This window comes from Amycolatopsis sp. CA-126428 (genome assembly GCF_002904335.1).
Lineage (GTDB): Bacteria > Actinomycetota > Actinomycetes > Mycobacteriales > Pseudonocardiaceae > Amycolatopsis.
Genome location: NZ_PPHF01000063.1, coordinates 1 through 18,362 on the forward strand (window position 1 = coordinate 1; position 18,362 = coordinate 18,362).

Consider the following 18,362-nt stretch of genomic DNA (forward strand, 5'->3'; position numbering starts at 1 on the left):
GGCTCCACGGCGAACGGGGCGGTCATCCAGATCGCCACGTGCAGCGGCAACGCCGCCCAGCAGTTCGTCCTGTCCGCGGCGGGCGACCTCGTCAACCCGCAGGCCAACAAGTGCGTCGACATCCAGGGCTGGAACGGCAACGACGGGGCACCCCTGGTCCTGTGGGACTGCACCGGCGGAGCGAACCAGAAATGGCACCGCGGGTGACTTCACGATCGCCGGCTCTGAGACCAGGGCCCGGTACCGGCCGCCGCCGGACCGGGCCCTGGTTCAACCGGCGGCCGTTCACCGATTCGGTCGCAACGCCTTCGTGACCCGCAGCAGCTCGTCGAGCATGACAGCAGCGGCCTCGTCCATCAGACGGTCCGGGGCCAGCTGGCCCCCGGCGGTCAGCTTCTGCGCCGCGAACGAGACGTTGATCGACTCGAAGATCGGTACCATCCGCAGCGTCGTGACGACCTGCTTGAGCTGCTGGACCGCGCGCGTCCCGGCGCCGATACCGCCGTAGCTGAGAAAACTGACCGCCTTGTCAGCCCACTCCTGATGCAGGAAGTCGATCGCGTTCTTCAAGACAGCGTTGTAACCGTAGTTGTATTCCGGTGTCACGAACACGAACGCGTCAGCGCGATCGACGGTAGCACTCCAGTCCTTGGTGTGCTGGTGCTGGTACTGCCTCAACTTCGGGTGCTTCGGCTCGTCCAGGAACGGCAGTCCGACCTCGGCGAGGTCTACTGTCTCCACAGCGAAGCCGCCATGATCGTCGGCCACTTTCACAAACCACCCAGCGAAGGCGGGTCCGACCCGGCCAGGCCGGGTACTCGCGATCACGACCTGCAGAACCGGCTTGGTCTCGTTCATGGCGACTCTTCTCTTCATGTGCGGAACTGGTCAAAGCCTCGTATCGGCCGGCATCGGCTCAGCGTGGCCGAAGCCCGGCTGACCGGCCTACGCCCCTCCGGCTTCGGCGGCTGCGGTCCGGCGGGGAGGCGCAGGGGCAGGGGCAGCGTACGAGCCGACGATTCGCTGCCGGATTTCGCCGATACCTTCGACGCGGCTGATAAGTTCATCACCGACCTTCAAGAAGCGCGGCGGCGTCCTGCTCATCCCGATGCCGGACGGCGTGCCGGTGAAGATGAGATCCCCAGGAAACAACGGTGTGATCCGGGAGAGCCAAGACACCAGCGCCGCGACCCCGAACACCATGCCCGAAGTCCAGTCATGTTGCAGGATTTCCTCACCCAGCCGGCAACTGACTTCCACAGCGTCGGGATCGGCGAACTCGTCGGGCGTGACCAAGATGGGTCCGGTCGGACCGAACCCGGGATAGGACTTCGCCAGGCCGAATTGCGGCGCCGGGCCGGAACGCTGCAAGATGCGCTCGGACAGGTCCTGCCCAACGGTCAGGCCGGCGACCACTGCCCAGCCTTGGTCCTCGTCGATATTGTGGGCGTGGGCGCCGATCACGACGACGAGTTCCACCTCCCAGTCCACGTTGCCCTGCGGGAGGGAAAGCTCGTAGCGTGGTCCCACGATGCACGACGGGAACTTCGTGAACACGACCGGGGTTGTCGGAAGTTCGTAGCCCGACTCTTGGGCGTGCTTGGCGTAGTTCAACCCGATGGCGAACACCTGCCGCGGGTGCGGGCTGGGTGCGCCGAGTTTCTCGTCGCGGAGCCATTCCGGTTCGAGCACGACTTCGTCAGTGCCGTATTCGGCGTCGGCCCAGGCGCAAAACTCGGCCCATCGTGCGAAAACCTCGGACGGGCTGGGGCCGAAGCGGCCGCCGCTCGCCTCGAAGACGTCGATGGGCTTTTGGCTGTGGGCCAGGACTGTGCGTCCGGCAACGTTCGCGATTCGCATGGTTCGCTCTGCTCTCGTGTGGTCGATGTCGATCGGTGACCGGCTTCGGAAGATCGGGATCAGGCCTGCGACACCAGCCGGGCGGGGTGCAGGTCCGTCAGACAGGCAGCCAGCAGGTGACGGAGCGAGTCGGACGCGGCCGAGCCGTAGACGTACCAGTCCGGCCGGACGATGACGGCCGTGCAGCGGTGCTCGTCGAACCACTGCCGGTAGGCACCGTCGGTGTCGTTGACCACCGGCCACGGGTTCGCGGGACCGGTCGGAGTGCCGAGTACGACCACGGTGCCGCCGACCGCGCGCCAGGCCGCGAGGTCGTCGTCGAGGCCGGTACACGTGGCCGATCCGAGTACGGCGAGCACCCATCCGCCGCCGGAGGCGTCGTCGAACCGTTGCGTGTGAGCGGCGTCGGTCCCTACCCACGCTTGCGGGAACAGCTGACCGCGGGCGTAGTCGTCTGCGGCTGCCGGCGCGAGCAGCCCCTCGGAGTAGCCAGGGAAGCGGAAGCCCTCAGGGCGCAGCCCGGCGCGCCTGCGGGCGAGGAGTTCCTCGTCTCGGCGCTTGGCCGCCTGCTTGTCACGGATGGTCTGCAGCCGGCCGAGTTCTACCGCCTTCGCGGTGATCGCTCGGACGTGTGGCGCTCGCTCCTCCACATAGGTGCTCAACAGGTCTTCGCCCGCTCCTCGCAGCACCAGATCGAGCTTCCAGGCGAGGTTGTTGGCGTCCCGGAAACCCGAGCACATGCCCTGGCCGAGGAAGGGCGGCATCTGGTGGGCCGCGTCGCCGGCGAGCAGGACCCGCCCCTTCCTCCACTGTCGGGCGATGGTCGAACGAAACGTGTACGGCGCGATGCGGATGAGGTCGGCGTCTTGCGGGCTGATCCACCGCGAGACCCACGCCCACACTTGGTCGGCCTTGATCCGCGGGCCGGAGACGGCATCGTCGAGCATAAAGGAGAACCGGTGGTGGTGCGGCCCGATCGAGATGATCGAGATCGGCCGCTCAGGATCTCCGTACTGCAGCGCCATCGGCAGTTTGAGGTCACGCTTCAGCCGGAAGTCGCAGACCAGCCACGGCTCCTGGAAACCGTAGTCGTCCCATTCGACGCCCAGATCCGAACGGACGGTGCTGTTCCCACCGTCACAGCCGATGACGAAGCGAGCATTGAACGTGCGACGAGCGTCATCGGGCGTTCGCAGAGGCCTGCCCAGCTCGTCGGCCGGGGAAGCGACGACCTCCGCTCCGTCGTCGGTCTGCCGCAGTTCGGTGACCGCGTAGCCACGGACGACCTCAATGCCGGGTGTGCGCCGGCACAGGGCGTCCAGTTCACGCTCCAGCACCGGCTGGAACATCATATTGAACTCCGGCCAGCCGCAGCGGCCGAAGTCGGAGAACTCGTTCCCGATCAGCACCTCGCCGTCGGCGTTGCACCAGTCGTAGCTGCGCTGCACCCGCGTTCCGGTGGCGACCCGCTCAGCGATGCCGAGCTTCTGCAGCAGCCGCATGGTCTCGTCGTCGAAGGTCGCTGCCCGCGGCAGATTGTAGAGGCCGGCATAGCGTTCGACGACCGTGACCCGGTGACCGTATTGGCCCAGCAGCGCGCTCAGGGCCATGCCGGTGGGGCCGTAGCCGATCACCAGGACGTCCTGCCCGATCGACGTCATTCTCCCGAGGCCAAGATCGGCGCCCGCATGGCCTCCGGGACCAGCGGTCGGTCCTGCAACGCCGGCGAAGCCCACGCCGCGACCGGGAGTTCTTCGCCGTCCGGATCGGGATCCCAGAAGAACGGAGTATCCGCCAGATCATCCATCTCGGAGTAGTAGTACTCGGAAAAGGCGCCTGCAGGATCCTTGAGATACCAGAAATAGTTCGCCGACGCGGCATGGCGACCGAGCCCCCAGGCGTGGCGGTCCGGATGGTTCTCGATCATCCGCGAGCCGCCGTAGCCGATTTCGTCGACGTTGCGCACCTTCCACGCGGTGTGGTGCAGCAGCGTCTTGGGAGCCGGCAACAGCACGACGTTGTGGTGGTCGGTTTCGAATCGCATGAACGGGCCACCGATCACGTAGTCGCTGAGCCGCATGCCGATGCCGTCGAGAAAGAACCGCTTGGCTCGCTCCACGTCGGTGCACCCGATGGCCACGTGGCCGAGCCGCTGCGGCCGGACTGGATCTCGCTGCACCAGCTCGGTCCGCTCCACCGACGTCGGCGCACTCGGTGGCGGGTCCTTCGGCAACCGCTCGGCGATCGAAATCCGAACCAGCACTCCGGTGACCGGCTCCACCGCTTCCACTCCGCGGCCGGTGCGCTCGGCGGAAATACCGAGACCCTCGATCCGGCGCGCGATGGCGTCGAGATCGGCTTCGGCGTCCGCACCGATGTTCAACTCGGCGACGCGCGGCTCGCTGCCGGAGCGCAACTCCAGCTGTTCGCCGCCGATCTGGGTGGCGAACGTGCCCGGCGACGTCTCGTGCAGTCCGAACTCGGTATAGAAGGCCCGCGTCGCAGGCAGGTTCGGCACCTCGCGAACGAGGCTGATGATGCGGTGGACACCCATCGCTGCTCCTTCCGCCGTGACTACAGCGCGTCGACCATAGCATCTTGGTGAATTCGATGCATATACGTGAACGCGAGCAGGCTTCGATGACAGGTCGCCGAGGTGACGCAGCCTTGACATGGCGTGTCCCCGTCCCTAGCCTTCCATCTGTATCGTTCGTTACACACGCGGCCGGGTCAGGCTCGGGACGACGCGGGGTGGCGCGGGCCCTCGATCGGCCAACCACCTCATTCGTAGGTGAGCAATTTTGCGAGGAGTCGACGTGGCACACCCCCGCCAGCACGGTGAGGCGACGCTGCCCACCCACACCGACTGCGACGTCGCGATCGTGGGCTTCGGGCCCGTCGGAATGATCACGGCAGGCCTGCTCGCACAGCAGGGGCTGGACGTTGTCGTCGTCGAGCGCTGGCCTCAGCGGTACTCCCTGTCCCGGGCCGGGCACCTCGACGGCGAGACCATGCGGACGTTGCAGCGGCTGGGCGTTGCCGAGGCGGTGGAGCTGGTGGCCCGCCCCATGCTGGAGTGGAGCCTCATGTCGGCCGACATGCAGGTACTGGCCACTCTCATGCTGGGCAAAGGCGGCAGCGGCTGGAAGGAAAGCTACCTGTCCTACCAGCCGGAGATCGAGGCCATCTTCGACGCCAGGGTGCGCGAGCTCGGGGTGACAGTCCACATGGGAACCGTGGCGACCCGCCTGGAGCAGGATTCCGACGCCGTCACCTTGACCGTCGTCCCCAGCCACGGTCCGGAGGCCGGCCCCCGGCTGGGCGCAGACCCTTGCACGATCAGGGCCGGCTACGTGATCGGAGCGGACGGAGCGCGCAGCTGGGTGCGCACTGTTCTCGGCAGTGACCGCACCGATCTCGGTTTCCCGGCTCTCGACCAGCTCGTCATCGACCTCGAGCACCGCAACCCGGACGTGCACCTGCCTCAGCTGCCCGAGGTCTACCAGGTGCTCGACATCGAGCGGCCGCTGCTGGCCGGCCGGTGGTCCGGGCCCCGCCATTCGCGGTTCGAGTTCGCCGCGAACGAGGGTGAGAGCCGCGCGGAGCTGGTGGACGAACAGCGGTGCTGGGATCTGCTGGCGCGTTGGGGGATCACTCCCGAGATGGGCAGGATCGAGCGGCGAGCGGTCTACACCTTCGAAAGCACGCTCACCTCGCCCTGGCGGCGAGGTCGCGTACTGCTCGCCGGCGACGCCGCGCACACCATGCCACCGTTCATGGGGCAGGGCATGTGCTCCGGTGTCCGCGACGCGATGAACCTCTCGTGGAAGCTCGCCGCCGTGGTGCGCGGCGAGGCGGCCGACACCCTGCTGGACACCTATGAAGCGGAGCGGGCACCGCACGTGCGGCGACTGACCGAGATTTCGATGGCTTTCGGTGAACTGGTACTCATGCGTGACCCCGAGCTGGCACGGCAGCGTGATGAGGCGCTGCTCACCGGCACCGTGCCGACGCCACCCATCTTCCCCAGGCTGGGCGCGGGAATTTTCTCTGAAGGCGCGGACGACGATGCGGACGGCCCGGTCGGCCGTCCGTCACCGCAGGCGCGGGTAGCCCTGGACCGGCGAGTCGCCCGCCTCGACGAATTCGGAGCCGGTTGGCGGATCGTGTCCCGGCACGCGGTTCCGGCCGAGCTGTTCGACGGCGCCCAGCGTGACCTGCTGACCAGGTTGGACATCGACGTCGTCCACGTCTCGCGCGGTCCTGGGCCCGGTTATTTCCTCGACATCGACGGCGAGTACGACCAGTGGTTCCAGGCGAGGGGCGTACGCGCCTTCCTCCAGCGACCCGACGGCTACATATTCGGAACCGCGTGTTCGGTCGCGGAGCTGCCGGCTCTGCTCGACGAACTCGGCGCTCAGCTTGCCCATCACGGGTGGCGTGAACTCGACGAAGCGATTGGGCCTCGGCACGCGCAGGCGACCGGGTCCGCTCTCTGAGCACACGAGATCGCCGACCGCCGGCACGTGTGGATCGACGGGCCCGGGCACCTCGAGCGGTATGGGCAGGCCACAGGGCGCCGCCGGCGATCAGCTGCACGTACAGTGTTCCTGTGACCGGCCCAGGTAACCCTCAAACAACCGACGACACGAGCGTGTCTCCGACGCGGCAGGGCATTCAGTCCGTTGAACTCGCCATGACCGTGCTGCAGGCGATGGAGAAGGGCCTCGGGCCCATGAGCCTCAAGCAGATCGCCGTCGGCAGCGGTATGCAGCCGAGCAAGGTGCACCGCTACTTGGTGAGCTTGGCCCGGGTCGGCCTCGTCGCCCAGTCGCCGGGTTCGGGCCGCTATGATTTCGGGCCGGCCATGCGCAGGCTGGGCATCGAGGCCCTGCGGCGGATGGATGAGGTCGCGCTCGTCTCCGAGCACCTGCCGACGCTGCGCGACCGGACCGGCCACGCGGTCAACCTCGCGGCTTGGGCTGATCACGGGCCGGTCATCGTCCGCTGGGACTACGGCTCATATGCCCTGCCGATCACCGTCCGGGTCGGTGCGACCATGCCGCTGCTGGCGTCGTCGGTCGGCCGGGTGTTTCTCACGTATCTACCGCAGACGCTGACCGCGCCGCTGCTGAGCAGCCAGTTCGACGACGCAGCCGACACCCGGGCGCCTGACCTCGCGGAGATCGACCGCATCGTCGCCGAGGTGCGGCGCACTCGCGTGGCGGTCACCTCGGGCGGAGTGGTGCCCGGTGTCGTCTCAGTGGCCGCTCCGGTGTTCCCCGCGGCTGATTCGCTCCCGCTCGTCGTCTCGATCGCCATGCCTTCTCGGCAGGTCACCGACGAACTGCTCGCCTCGGTGACCAAAGAACTGCTGCGTTCGACCGAGGCCATGTCGGCAGAGATCGGCCACCGGGCACGGTGAGCGCTGTCAGGTGATCGCGAGAGGACTGACCGGAACGCCGGTTGCGCCGTGCACCGGAAGGGCACCCAGCACGAAGAGGAACTGGCTGCGCTCTGTTTCCGCGCACACCTCGGCCAGGGCCGACACGTTCGCGTTGTCGATGAGGGCCAGCCCCAGCCGCGCCAGGCCGACTTGGTGCAGCACCAAGGCGGGCCCGTGTCCCGGCGGATGGTCGCCGATGTCGCTGGCGAGCACGCTGATCTCCCGGCGCGCCAGCCAGCGAACGGCGTCCAAGGTCATCGCCGGCAGCGGTTCGCCGAGGTCCTGGTGCACCACCCAGCCACCACGCACGACCAGGGCGTCTCCGGACCGGACGCGCACGCCGGCCCGCGCTTCGGCCGCGTCGAGATCGGCCGCGGTGACCTCGTGCCCGGGTGCGAGCCGCCCGCCTGGTGCAAGGTCGAGGAAGGTCCCGGCAGTGGTGATCCCCGCGACGAACGAGGTCGTGGACGCGTGCCGCAGCGTTCCCCGCTGCGCCGCATCGTCGACCGGCACACCGGGATAAACGCGGCCATCCACTGGCACGTGCGCCAGCGCGTCGATATGCGTCAGGGCGACGTGGTGGGTGTTGACGACCAGTACATCCGACAGCGCACGCGCCGGTGAACCGGTGTAGACGAGCAACTGCTGGACCGGCGCGGGCATCGGGCTGAGCCCGTGCGGCGTCGCGCCCCCACCGGCGAGGGACACCGGAGTGACGGGATGGGCGAGCGACACCGCGCGCCCGGTGCGGACCGCGGCCGCGCCCCGGGCCCGGGCTTCGTCGGTGATGAAATTCAGCGTGCCGAGCTCGTCGTCATCTCCCCACCGGCCCCAGTTGCTCGGCGGCGCCTCCCCCGGCTCGACGCTCACGAGGACCGAACCCGGGCCAGCCGCGGGAACAACCGCTCGGCGTTACCGCGGTCGATGGCGTGGCGTTGTTCGCCCGTCAGGTCGAACGCGTCGAGCCCTTCGGTGAACCGGCGGGACTGGTCCGGGCGGAACTCGTAAGGCCAGTCGGAACCGTACGTCACGTGTTCCAGATCGGCGAAAGCCAGCAGCGAAGGCAGGGCGTAGGGGCCGGTCAGCGCGGTGTCGAAATAGAAGGTCCGCAGCTGGGCGAGGACGTCGGCCTCGTCCGCCTCTCGGGAGATCATGCTGGCGATGCGGGCGGCGGCAAAGGGGACGAAGCCCCCGCCGTGGGACAGCAGGATCCGCAGGCGGGAGTACCGGCGCGGGCAGTCGTGCTTGACCAGGTTCACCGCCGCGCGGGTGCTGTCGGCGAGGAAGTCGACGACGCCTGCGGTGATTCCCTCGACGGGCGGCCCGGGCAGCGCGGTGGGGTGGATGAACAGCACCGACGCCCGGTCGTCGAGCAGTTGCATGAGCGGATCCCACTGCGGTGCGCCCACGTAGACGCCGTCAACGTTGCCGAGCACGATGACACCGTCGGCCCCGAGGTCGTCCAGAGCGTACCGGGCTTCTTCCAGGGAGCCGTCCAGATCCGGCAGTGTCACCGTCGCGAAGAAGCCGAAGTGGCCGGGATCTGCTCGTACGAGTTCGCCACAGAACTCGTTGACCGCGCGTGCCAGCTTGCGTACTTGCACTGGGTCGTCACCAGGTCCCCACCGGACGCTGGGGCTCGAGACCGAGAGGATGGCGGTGGCGATGCCTTTGGAATCCATGGCCTCCAGCGCGGCGTCGACATTCCAGTCGACTACCGCCCCGCCGTAGTCCCTGTTGGCCCGCAGCCAGGCCAGGTAGTCGGGGGGAACGACGTGGGTGTGGGTGTCGATGCGTTCTCGCGAGGATTTCCGATCACTCCCGGCGTTCATGTGCTCGCCGCCTCCTTCAGTTTATGTGACGATCGATCCAGACATAGCGTTGGATAGACGCTCGCTCAAGTTGCGCGGGTCGAGATGCGTCGTGCCGTCAGGATGTCAACCCGGCTCCCCGTTCTCGGCTGCCATGAAAATCAGGACGTCGACCAGCTTCGCCAACGTGTCCGAGTGCGCCAGTGAGCCCCCTTGAGCAGTGAGGAACGCGCCTTCGAACGCTGCCCCGGCGAAATCGACCAACCGGTCGGCCACGGCTGTGGCCGGTGGCCCATCCGGTTCGGCGAAGCACAGGGCCAAGGCATCGCGCAGTCCCTCCCGCTGCCGTCGTCGCAGCCGGAGCACCGCGTCGCTGACTTCTCCGTTCGGGGCGCTGAGCAGCAGGATGGTCTGCAAGCGCAGGAAGTCGGGGGACTCCTCGATGACCCTGGCGGCCCGTTGCAGAACCCACGTCACCTTCTGCGCCGGCGAGCCCGCTTGAGGCAGATCATCCGGGGACGTCGACGCCGCGAAATGTGCGGCACCTCGCTCCATGACCGCCTTGAGCACGCCCTCCTTGGAGCCGAAGTGCCAGTAGATCGAACTGGCCGGCAATCCCACCTCCTTGGACAGCGCAGAGATGCTGGTGCCGTCGTAGCCGCGGAGGGCCATCAGTCGGCTGGCCGCGTCGAGGATCTCCTCCCGCGAGCGGTCGCCCTGTTCCTGCCGTTTGGTCTTGGTGGCTTTTTCGCTCACCGGCAAAGCCTACGGACGGCCGGTCCGGAAAGCACACGGCGATGGGTCCGACGGGCAGCGCCGGTGGCCGCTGTGGTCGGTTCATCGGTGCGCGCCCCGGCAACCGGTACGCAGCGCGTGAGCGGACCGGACCCTGTGCTCATAGCATGTCCTTACCGGCCGCGGCCCTCCACCTGAGCCACGGCAGCCGCCGACCCCAGGCTGCGCGCGTGCCGGGCGTGCGCCGCCAAGCGGCCAAGCCGACTGCGAGCAGCAGCGCGGCTCCGTTGAAGAGATCGGGGATCCAGATCGGCAGCTGAGCCAGCTGCAGTCCTTTCACACCCACGGCCAGCACGTAGGCCGCCACCACCGTGCCCCAGATGTTGAACCGGCCACCGCGGAACTGCGTCGACCCCAGGAACACCGCCGCGATGACGGGCAACAGGTAACCAGGTCCGACGGTCGGATCGCCCGCGGACAGCTGTGAGGTCAGCAGGAGGCCGGCCAACGCGGCCACGACGCCGCCGGTGACCAGCGCGCCGAGCATGACGCGCGAGGTACGGATGCCGCTGAGCTGGGCTGCCTCGATACTGCCGCCGGTGGCGTAGATGCGCCGGCCCGCCGGCGTGCGCTCCAGCACGTACCACAGCACCAGGGCCACCACCACCATGATGTAGAAGGGCCACGTCACGCCGAACAGCAGCCCCGTTCCCAGCACCTCGAACCCGCTGGGCAGGTTGACGATCTGCTGACTGCCGGAGATCCACGCGATCGCAGCGGTCAGAAGTGAGCTCACGCCCAACGTCGCGATGAACGACGGGATCCGTGCGCGGGTGATCATCAACCAGGAGAACGCTCCCACGGCCGCGCCGGCCAGCAAGGACAAGACGACGGCCCACACGATCGGCACCGAACCGACCAGCAACCGCGCCACGACGACCGCCCCCAGCCCGACCTCGGTGCCGATCGCGAGATCCACCACCCCTGCGGCGATCGGCACCACAAGACCGACCGCTACCAGGCAGGTGACCGCCTCGTTCGACAACAACGACCGCCACGTACTCGCCGTCAGGAAGGTGTCCGGCACCCACAGCGAGAAGATGACGAACATGATGGCGAACAGGTATAAGGCGGCAGCGTTGCGAAACGCCACGACACGCCGCAATCGCACCTGCCACGAGTCGGATTCCGTCGGAACCCGCGAATTCTGTGTCTTCGTCGGCGCTTGAGGGGCAGTCTTCGACGAAACTGCCGGGACGTCGGTGACCCGAGCTTCCTTCATCTGCTTCACTCCGTGTTGTCCGTCTTGAGGTTTGCGTCGAGTCCCAGCTCGTCGCGGACCAGGCGGGCTTCGGTCAGTTGTGCCCGGGCGACTTCGCTGATCACCCGGCCGTCCTTGAACACCAGCACCCGGTCGCACAAAGACACGAGTTCCTTGGTGTCGGATGAGCAGACGAGAACGGCTGTGCCGCTGTTCTTCGCGGCGACGACGAGTTCGTGGATGGCCGCCTTCGCCCCCACGTCGACGCCCTGGGTGGGTTCGTCAAGCAGCAGTACTCTCGGCTCCAGCCGGAGCCACTTGGCCATCACGACCTTCTGCTGGTTGCCTCCTGAGAGCAGCTTCAGCGGTAACTCCGGAGCCGGCGGACGCAGGTCCACCACCCGCATCCACGTCCGGGTCTCGGCCAGCTCGGCCCGGCGGTCGATCCGGCCCAGGCGCCGTCGCAGCGGCCGTAGCGACGGCAGCGTCAGGTTTTCCCGGACGGTGAGATCCATGATCGCGCCACCACGCCTGCGATCGGCGGGCACGTAGGCGACGCCGCTCCCGATCGCCGCGGAGGTGTCGCCGGAGGCCAGCTCCCGGCCGGCGACCTCGACCCGGCCGCCGCGGCGGTGCCGGGCGCCGAACAGCATTGCGCTCAGTTGCTCACGCCCCGAACCCTGCAGGCCACCGACACCGACGATCTCCCCGGCGTGGAGGGTGAGGGAGAAGTCTTGGATCTCCTCACCGCTGATGCCGGAGACTGTCAGCACCGGCGGGCCGCCGCTGCCACCGGTGAGGTCGACGTCGGCGACCTCGCGGCCGGCGATCAGCTTCACCATCGCGTCGTGGTCGAGCCGGCTGGTCGTTTCGTCGGCGACCACCCTGCCATCGCGCAGCACGACCGCCCGGTCAGCCAGGCTGAGCACCTCGTCGAGCCGGTGGGAGATGAAGACCACCCCGGCACCGGAGGCCGCGACCCGCCGGACGGCGTCGAAGAGGATTCGTACCTCGTCGCCGTGCAGCGCCGTCGTCGGCTCGTCGAGCACCAGGACGTTGTCCTGCCTGGTCCAACCGTCCATCGCCCGGGCGATCGCCACGATCGCCCGCTGGGCCGGTGAGAGCCCACCCACCGGCGCCGTCACGTCGAACCGGACACCGAAGCGGGCGATCAGCTGCTGCGCGTGCCGTCTTTCGGCGGCGGTATGCACGGGAGCGAACCCCCGGCCACGCGCCGGCTTGCCCAAGCCGAGGTTCTCCACGGTCGAGAGGATGTCGGCCAGGCCGAGATCCTGGTGGATGAAGTGCAGCTCCTCGCGCGCCGCCGACCAAGCCGTGAGCCGCCCTTCGGCGTTGCGCACCTGGACACTTCCGCCCGCATCGGCCTGGTGGACACCGGCCAGGATCTTCACCAGCGTCGACTTGCCCGAGCCGTTGTGCCCCAGCACCGCGACCACCTCACCGGCGTGCACGTCCAGCGACACCTCGTCGAGAGCCTTCAACCCCGGAAAGGTCTTCGAAAGTTCGTGCACCCGCAGCAGCGGTGCGGATCCAGCGATCACCGCGTTCACCTCGCCGGATGCCAGAGCTGGGTGAAACGCTGCTGGTAGTCCGGATATCCCGACCAGCCTCGGGTCGGGTCGAAGGTGATGTCCTTCTGCTCCAGGAACTGCGTCGGCACCTGCCCGGCTTGCTGCCCCGGAACCGGCTGGCCACCCTCGATCAGGCGTGCGGCCGCGTCGACACCGGTCCAGACCGACACCGGGAAGTCGATGGCCAGCCCGGCGGTCAAGCCGCCGTCCTTGATGTCCTGCAGGTTGCCGGGCGTGGGGGCATAGCCGAGGGTGGTGATCGACAATCCGGCCGCCTTCATCGCAGCCGGCAAGCCCGCGGCCACCTCGGAGCTGGCGAACACCGCGACGTTCGTCGAAGGATGGGCTTGCAGATCGGTCACGACCGTCCTCGCCGAGGTCGTCCCGATCGTGGCCAAGCCGATCGGGTCGGTGCGCACCTTGCACGAAGGACAGTTCTTCTTCATCTCGTCCTCGAAGGCCTTCTGCATCGGTCCGGAGAAGTCGAGGGCGGGCACCCCGTAGAAGACGACGTCGGCGTTCGCCCCCTTGTTGGCGATCACCCAGTCCGCCAGGAGCTTGCCGTTCTGAAGAGTGAGCTGGGAACCGATGTAGTTGAACGTGATGCCGAACGGCTTGACGTCCTTGCTGATCGACAGCGACACCACCTTGATCCCGGCGGCGGACAGGGCTTTGAGCCCGTCACCGAACAGCGACGGATCGATCCCGGTGATGATCACTGCGTCGGGTTTGAGGGCCAGCGCGCTCGACACGGCGGCCTGCGACGCCTGCGCCGTCGAACTGGCGTTCACCGAGGACAAGGTCCCGCCGACTGCCGCGATCGCCGGGCGGATCAGGTTGCCTATCAGTCCGCACGCGGTCGTCGAGCACTGCAGGTAGACGAACCTCGTGCCGGCCGGCAACGGCTTGCTCAGCGGCTCGGACACCGGGAAGGCACTCGGGTGGCCTTGGTAGGCGGCGATGGCTGTCTTCGCGGCGGCGACGTCCGCCTGCCCACCCGGTGCGGACTCCCCCGGGCCGGACGCCCCGCAGGCCGCACTGGCCAACACGCCCAATGCGGCCGCACCGGCGACACTCACCCGCCAGCGTGTCGAACGCTTCACACACCGGTCATCGATTCTGTGACGCACTGCTGCACTCTCCTGTCGCCATTGAAAGAAGCTGAAACTGCAGCGGCCGCTCACGCTGGTCACGCAGGGGCACGCCACCGCTGGACGACCTTCTGTGACGGTCGTTACTTACAGCTGGTTGCCCGACCGTAGGCCAGCGGACCACCGGCGTCAATGGCGAAGGTGCGGGATTGGCGAAGCGGCGAACTCGCACCACCGCCGTCGCAACCGCCCCCCGACCAGGTAATCCGTCCACCTTCCCACCGCAGTCCCCAAGGTGGATGGACAAGACACAGCCGGTCAATCCGCCATCTTCGCCGACAGTGAACCCCCTCGTGCCGGTCGGCGGCATTGACACAGCGCGCGCCAGGGTTCAACATTCGTGAAACCGGTGCACAGAAGTGAACGCTAAGCGTGAGCCGACGGCTACGCCGACTTCTTCCACCGACCCCCGTCGCATCGACGCTGTTGCCGGCAACGCCCGGCAGAGGAGACGAGAAGATGACCAAGCACGTCGCAGTGCGGCACTGGATCGCCGGGCAACGCGTCGATACTGCCACCACGTCCACGAGCACCAACCCGGCAACCGGAGAGGTGATCGGAACCTACGCCGAGGCCGACGCGGCAACCGGGCAGGCGGCAATCGATGCCGCCGCCCGGACGTTCGTCGAAAGCGGCTGGCGACTCGACGCAATGCAGCGAGCCACCGCGTTGAGCCATCTAGCCGACACTTACGCCGAGCGGCTGGACGAGGTGGTCGCCACGTTGTGCCGGGAGAACGGCAAACTACAGGCCGAAGCGGGTTTCGAGGCGCACTTCATCGTTCGTGCGCTGCGGTTCGCCGCCGGCCTCGCCCTGCACACCTCCGGCCGGGTCAGTGACACTCAGCCCGGTCGGCAAGCGCTGTCGATCCGGCAACCGGTCGGAGTCGCCGGCCTCATCGTCCCGTGGAACTCCCCCGCGTACCTGTCCATCCGGGCACTGGCGCCGGCGCTCGCGGCCGGGTGCACCGCGGTGCTCAAGCTGCCTGGCCAGGCGGCTCAGTCCGCCGACCTGATGGCCGACATCCTGGGCAGCGTGCCGGAACTGCCGGCCGGCGTGGTCAACGTCGTCGTCGAATCCGGATCCGAGGTCGCCCGGCTGCTGGTCGACTCACCGCAGGTGCCGGTGATCAGCTTCACCGGCAGCACCGCCACCGGCCAACTCATCGCCGCGGCCGCGGCGGCGAACTTCAAGCGGGTCGGACTGGAACTGGGCGGCAAAACGCCGCACCTGGTGTTCGCGGACGCCGACCTCGACCTGGTGGTCCCCACCGTCGTCGCGTCCTCGACCGTCTTCGCCGGCCAGTTCTGCATGACCGGCAGCCGAATCCTGGTGCAGCGGGAGATCGCCGACGAGCTCATCGAGCGGCTGGCCCAGCGGCTGGAAGCGGTCAAGCCGGGCCCGGCCTCGGACCCGGCGAGCGAAATCGGCCCGATGATCGACAAGACGTCGGTCGCCCGGGTCGACGCCGCTGTCGAGGCGGCCATCGCGGCGGGTGCGAAGGCGCTGGTCCGTGGCGGGCCGAGCACCGACCCCACACTGGCCGACGGTGCTTTCTTCCAGCCGACGCTGCTGCAGGTGTCTGACTCCGCCTTGCCGATCGTCCAGGAGGAGACCTTCGGCCCAGTGCAGACCGTGCAGGTCTTCGACACCGAGGAGGAGGCGATCGCGCTGGCCAACGACAGCCGTTACGGACTGTCGGCCTGTATTTACAGCCGCGACGTCGACCGGCCGGTGCGCGTCGCCCGGCAGCTGGACGCCGGACTGATCTCGGTCAACAGCTGGGCCAACCTGACCATCGAATTCGAGGAGGGCGGTTTCAAGGCCAGTGGTCTCGGCCGGCTCGGCGGTGTCGCCAGTATGGAGGACTTCCTCGAATACAAGCAGATCGTGCAGGACTACGCACCCACTGGCCACTGACCGGCACACCCTTCGGATCGTCCTCTCCCAGCTGGCAAAGGAGCCTCCATGTCCACAACGTCCTCGCACAGCGGCCGCGTCGCCGTCGTCACCGGCGCGGCCGGCGGCTTCGGCACGGCCGTCGCCTGTGAACTGGCCCGCCGCGGTGCCGACATCATCGCCGTCGACCTCAATCCCGCAGCCGCAGTGGTCTCGGCCGTCGAGGACATCGGGCAAAAGGCACTGGATCTGCAAGCCGATGTCTCCGACCCGGAACAAGTCGAAGCCATCACCGCCGACATGCTCGGCTTCGCCGGCCGCGTCGACATCCTCATCAACAACGCCGGCATCTTCCCGTTCCGCGACATCTGGGAACTCGATTTCGCGGAGTGGAAGCGCATCCAGGCCATCAACCTGGACTCCCAGTTCCTGATGGCGAAGGCCGTGATGCCCTCGATGCGCGACAACTCGTGGGGCCGGATCGTCAACCTCGCGTCGAACTCGCTCGGTCTCGCTGTACCGAATATGGTTCCGTACATGGCGGCTAAGGGCGGGGTCATCGGGTTCACCCGCGCACTGGCAACCGACCTCGCACCGTTCGGCATCACCGTCAACGCAGTCTGCCCGACCGCCTCGCGCACTCCGGGTGGGCAGAGCTTCATCGGCGACGAGGTGCTCGAAATGGTGGCCAACATGCAGGCGATCAAACGCGTCGGGACGGCGACCGACATCGTCGGCTCGATCTCCTTCCTGTCCAGCGACGACTCGGCGTTCGTGACCGGGCAGACGATCGTCGCCGACGGTGGGCTCATGCGGGTCTGAGCCCACCACGATGCACGATCACAACCGAGGAGCGGGCGCCATGGACGACGTCACCGCGATCACTCAGGTGATCCTCAAAGAACGCCAGGGACGCGACCGCGGATGGTTCGAGCAGGAGGCGTCGTGCTTCCACCCGCGGTCACGCGTGCACATCACCTGGTTCGACGGGCCCGGCGACGAGTTCGTGGAATTATCCCGAGCCAGTTATGCCGAAGGCATCCGGCCCAGTCACCGGCTCGCGCCACCCGTGGTACACCACAAGGGCGATCGGGCCGTGGCCGAGGTGCCTGCCGAAATCTCGGTGATCCAGGATTTCGGCGGAGTGGACGCTTACATCATCGCCTACACCCGGCTGCTCTACCGGGTCGAGCGCCTCAACGGCAGCTGGATGATTTCCGCTCTCGACTGCATCTATGAACGCAACACCGTGGTGCCGGTCGTCCACGGGTCATCGCCCACGATCGATCCCGAGCTGCTGGCCAGGTTCCGCCGGCCGTTCATGTACCTGGGCTACCACCTGCACCAGGCGGGGAGGCAGATCAGGGACGACCTCTACGGAGACGACCAACCCGGACCGGTCAACGCGCTCTACGAGGCCGCGTTCTCCTGGCTGGGGTCGCATGACGGCGGCCCGTTCCCCGAACTCGCGCACGTCTCCTCCAGTTCCGACTGAGCGCGAGCTTTCGCGCAACGGTCACCGACTCGATCAAGGACAGTCAACACGATGACCCATGACAGCACTTCAGGTTCCGGCCCGACAGCCGTCGAAGGACCGCGGCCTGGCGGTACCGGCCTGCTCGCCGGGCGCACCGTCGCACGGATCGGTTACGGAGCAATGCAGTTGCGGCGTCTGCACGATGACCGAAAAGCTGCGATCGCCCTGCTTCGCCGGGCCGTCGAACTGGGTGTCGATCACGTGGACACCGCTCAGTTCTACGGCGACGGCTTGGTCAACGAACTGCTGCGGGAGGGACTGGGAGCCCAGGACGACGTCCTGGTGGTCACGAAGATCGGTTGCGACCCCAATCCCGGGGGTCCCTTTCCCATGCGACCGGCGCAGCGACCCGAACAGCTGCGCGCCAGCGTCGAAGACAACCTCAGGACCCTGGGGCTCGAGCGGTTGCCGGTGGTGAACCTCAGGCGCCTCGATCGGACGTCACGGCTGCGCGCCGAAGGCGACCAGGTGGTGGACCTCGACGACCAACTCGGGGTGATGACCGCCATGCGCGACGAAGGGAAGCTCGGCGCCATCGGCCTGAGCAGCGTCACTTCTGCCGCGCTGCATCGTGCGCTCCCTGCCGGCATCGCTTGCGTACAGAACGAGTACAGCCTGCTCAACCGGAAAGACGAGGACCTGCTCGACGTGTGCGCCCGCGAGCACATCGCCTGGATTCCCTTCTTTCCTCTCGGGGGCGCGGTGCCTGGCACACCCAAGGTCACCGACGATGCCGCCATCCGAGCCGCGGCGAAGTCGCTCGACCGCACGCCGGCTCAGGTCGGCTTGGCGTGGCTGCTGCACCACTCCCCGAACGTCCTGCTCATCCCGGGGACAGCTGATCTCAGCCATCTCGAAGCAAACGTCGATGCCGGAACGATCACGCTCGACACCGCTACCCTCACCGCAGTCGTCGCCGACCGGCCCCGGGCGTGACCGCCGCGGTGACCGAGCCGGTCGACGTCGCCCTCGACCTCGCGCCCGTCGACCCGGCGGAGCTAGTGTCGCGCGTCGTTAGTTGGTTTACGATGATGGGTTTGCGATGATGGTGTATGCCTTCGTCGGGTTTG

At 67.7% G+C, this 18,362-nt stretch carries 17 protein-coding genes; 7 read left to right on the top strand and 10 right to left on the bottom strand.

Annotated elements, in window-relative coordinates:
* The coding region (locus C2L58_RS16505; RefSeq protein ID WP_146073608.1) for an RICIN domain-containing protein at positions 1-207 on the top strand (207 nt) is incomplete at its 5' end.
* Positions 208-285: 78 nt separating this feature from the next.
* Here C2L58_RS16505 and C2L58_RS16510 read toward each other — a convergent pair.
* The 4 genes from C2L58_RS16510 to C2L58_RS16525 form a co-directional block, all read right to left on the bottom strand.
* Positions 286-858 carry an NADPH-dependent FMN reductase gene (locus tag C2L58_RS16510; protein WP_103338467.1) on the bottom strand — a complete coding sequence of 191 codons (573 nt, stop codon included), beginning with the start codon at positions 856-858 and terminating at the stop codon, positions 286-288.
* Positions 859-945: 87 nt separating this feature from the next.
* Complete coding sequence (locus C2L58_RS16515) at positions 946-1,860, bottom strand: fumarylacetoacetate hydrolase family protein (protein WP_103338468.1); 915 nt, start codon at positions 1,858-1,860, stop codon at positions 946-948.
* 59 nt (positions 1,861-1,919) lie between these two features.
* Positions 1,920-3,521 carry a bifunctional 3-(3-hydroxy-phenyl)propionate/3-hydroxycinnamic acid hydroxylase MhpA gene (gene mhpA, locus C2L58_RS16520; protein ID WP_103338469.1) on the bottom strand — a complete coding sequence of 534 codons (1,602 nt, stop codon included), beginning with the start codon at positions 3,519-3,521 and terminating at the stop codon, positions 1,920-1,922.
* On the bottom strand, positions 3,518-4,414 hold the full coding sequence (locus tag C2L58_RS16525; RefSeq protein ID WP_158264125.1) for a VOC family protein: 897 nt from the start codon (positions 4,412-4,414) through the stop codon (positions 3,518-3,520). The genes mhpA and C2L58_RS16525 overlap by 4 nt, the downstream gene beginning before the upstream one ends.
* A gap of 262 nt (positions 4,415-4,676) precedes the next feature.
* Here C2L58_RS16525 and C2L58_RS16530 point away from each other — a divergent pair, with 262 nt between their 5' ends.
* Complete coding sequence (locus tag C2L58_RS16530; RefSeq protein ID WP_158264126.1) at positions 4,677-6,359, top strand: bifunctional 3-(3-hydroxy-phenyl)propionate/3-hydroxycinnamic acid hydroxylase; 1,683 nt, start codon at positions 4,677-4,679, stop codon at positions 6,357-6,359.
* Positions 6,360-6,556: 197 nt separating this feature from the next.
* A complete protein-coding gene (locus C2L58_RS16535) occupies positions 6,557-7,285 on the top strand; it encodes an IclR family transcriptional regulator (protein ID WP_103338472.1) in 729 nt (242 codons plus the stop codon).
* Positions 7,286-7,291: 6 nt separating this feature from the next.
* Here C2L58_RS16535 and C2L58_RS16540 read toward each other — a convergent pair whose 3' ends face one another.
* From C2L58_RS16540 to C2L58_RS16565, 6 genes are all read right to left on the bottom strand, one after another.
* The gene (locus tag C2L58_RS16540) at positions 7,292-8,176 is read right to left on the bottom strand and encodes a cyclase family protein (RefSeq protein WP_103338473.1); all 885 of its coding nucleotides are present in this window, start codon (positions 8,174-8,176) and stop codon (positions 7,292-7,294) included.
* Positions 8,173-9,138, bottom strand: a complete 966-nt coding sequence (locus tag C2L58_RS16545) for an amidohydrolase family protein (RefSeq protein WP_103338474.1) — start codon at positions 9,136-9,138, stop codon at positions 8,173-8,175. The genes C2L58_RS16540 and C2L58_RS16545 overlap by 4 nt, the downstream gene beginning before the upstream one ends.
* 105 nt (positions 9,139-9,243) lie before the next feature.
* On the bottom strand, positions 9,244-9,873 hold the full coding sequence (locus C2L58_RS16550) for a TetR/AcrR family transcriptional regulator (protein WP_103338475.1): 630 nt from the start codon (positions 9,871-9,873) through the stop codon (positions 9,244-9,246).
* Between the two features lie 139 nt (positions 9,874-10,012).
* A complete protein-coding gene (locus tag C2L58_RS16555) occupies positions 10,013-11,134 on the bottom strand; it encodes an ABC transporter permease (protein WP_233225763.1) in 1,122 nt (373 codons plus the stop codon).
* Between the two features lie 5 nt (positions 11,135-11,139).
* Positions 11,140-12,675 carry a sugar ABC transporter ATP-binding protein gene (locus C2L58_RS16560; RefSeq protein ID WP_158264127.1) on the bottom strand — a complete coding sequence of 512 codons (1,536 nt, stop codon included), beginning with the start codon at positions 12,673-12,675 and terminating at the stop codon, positions 11,140-11,142.
* Between the two features lie 5 nt (positions 12,676-12,680).
* Entirely contained in the window at positions 12,681-13,898 is a 1,218-nt protein-coding gene (locus C2L58_RS16565; protein ID WP_158264128.1) for a sugar ABC transporter substrate-binding protein, read from the bottom strand.
* A gap of 417 nt (positions 13,899-14,315) precedes the next feature.
* Between C2L58_RS16565 and C2L58_RS16570 the strand changes: the two genes are divergently transcribed.
* From C2L58_RS16570 to C2L58_RS16585, 4 genes are read left to right on the top strand one after another with little or no spacing between them, the layout of a single operon-like run.
* Positions 14,316-15,776 (top strand): aldehyde dehydrogenase family protein, encoded by a 1,461-nt coding sequence (locus C2L58_RS16570; protein WP_103338479.1) that lies wholly within the window; start codon positions 14,316-14,318, stop codon positions 15,774-15,776.
* Between the two features lie 48 nt (positions 15,777-15,824).
* Positions 15,825-16,577 (top strand): SDR family NAD(P)-dependent oxidoreductase, encoded by a 753-nt coding sequence (locus C2L58_RS16575; RefSeq protein WP_103338480.1) that lies wholly within the window; start codon positions 15,825-15,827, stop codon positions 16,575-16,577.
* 40 nt (positions 16,578-16,617) lie between these two features.
* On the top strand, positions 16,618-17,250 hold the full coding sequence (locus C2L58_RS16580) for a nuclear transport factor 2 family protein (protein WP_158264129.1): 633 nt from the start codon (positions 16,618-16,620) through the stop codon (positions 17,248-17,250).
* A 51-nt stretch (positions 17,251-17,301) separates the two neighbouring features.
* Positions 17,302-18,228: an aldo/keto reductase gene (locus tag C2L58_RS16585; RefSeq protein WP_103338482.1), complete on the top strand. Its 927-nt coding sequence runs from the start codon at positions 17,302-17,304 to the stop codon at positions 18,226-18,228.
* Positions 18,229-18,362 lie beyond the last annotated feature (134 nt).

Excerpts from the sequence above, each read along its gene's own strand:
- C2L58_RS16535 (WP_103338472.1), top strand. The coding sequence starts at position 6,557 with ATGACCGTGCTGCAGGCGATGGAGAAGGGCCTCGGGCCCATGAGCCTC.
- C2L58_RS16570 (WP_103338479.1), top strand. The coding sequence starts at position 14,316 with ATGACCAAGCACGTCGCAGTGCGGCACTGGATCGCCGGGCAACGCGTC.
- C2L58_RS16580 (WP_158264129.1), top strand. The coding sequence starts at position 16,618 with ATGGACGACGTCACCGCGATCACTCAGGTGATCCTCAAAGAACGCCAG.
- C2L58_RS16515 (WP_103338468.1), bottom strand. The coding sequence starts at position 1,860 with ATGCGAATCGCGAACGTTGCCGGACGCACAGTCCTGGCCCACAGCCAA.
- C2L58_RS16545 (WP_103338474.1), bottom strand. The coding sequence starts at position 9,138 with ATGAACGCCGGGAGTGATCGGAAATCCTCGCGAGAACGCATCGACACC.
- C2L58_RS16575 (WP_103338480.1), top strand. The coding sequence starts at position 15,825 with ATGTCCACAACGTCCTCGCACAGCGGCCGCGTCGCCGTCGTCACCGGC.
- C2L58_RS16585 (WP_103338482.1), top strand. The coding sequence starts at position 17,302 with ATGACCCATGACAGCACTTCAGGTTCCGGCCCGACAGCCGTCGAAGGA.
- C2L58_RS16510 (WP_103338467.1), bottom strand. The coding sequence starts at position 858 with ATGAACGAGACCAAGCCGGTTCTGCAGGTCGTGATCGCGAGTACCCGG.
- mhpA (WP_103338469.1), bottom strand. The coding sequence starts at position 3,521 with ATGACGTCGATCGGGCAGGACGTCCTGGTGATCGGCTACGGCCCCACC.
- C2L58_RS16525 (WP_158264125.1), bottom strand. The coding sequence starts at position 4,414 with ATGGGTGTCCACCGCATCATCAGCCTCGTTCGCGAGGTGCCGAACCTG.
- C2L58_RS16555 (WP_233225763.1), bottom strand. The coding sequence starts at position 11,134 with ATGAAGGAAGCTCGGGTCACCGACGTCCCGGCAGTTTCGTCGAAGACT.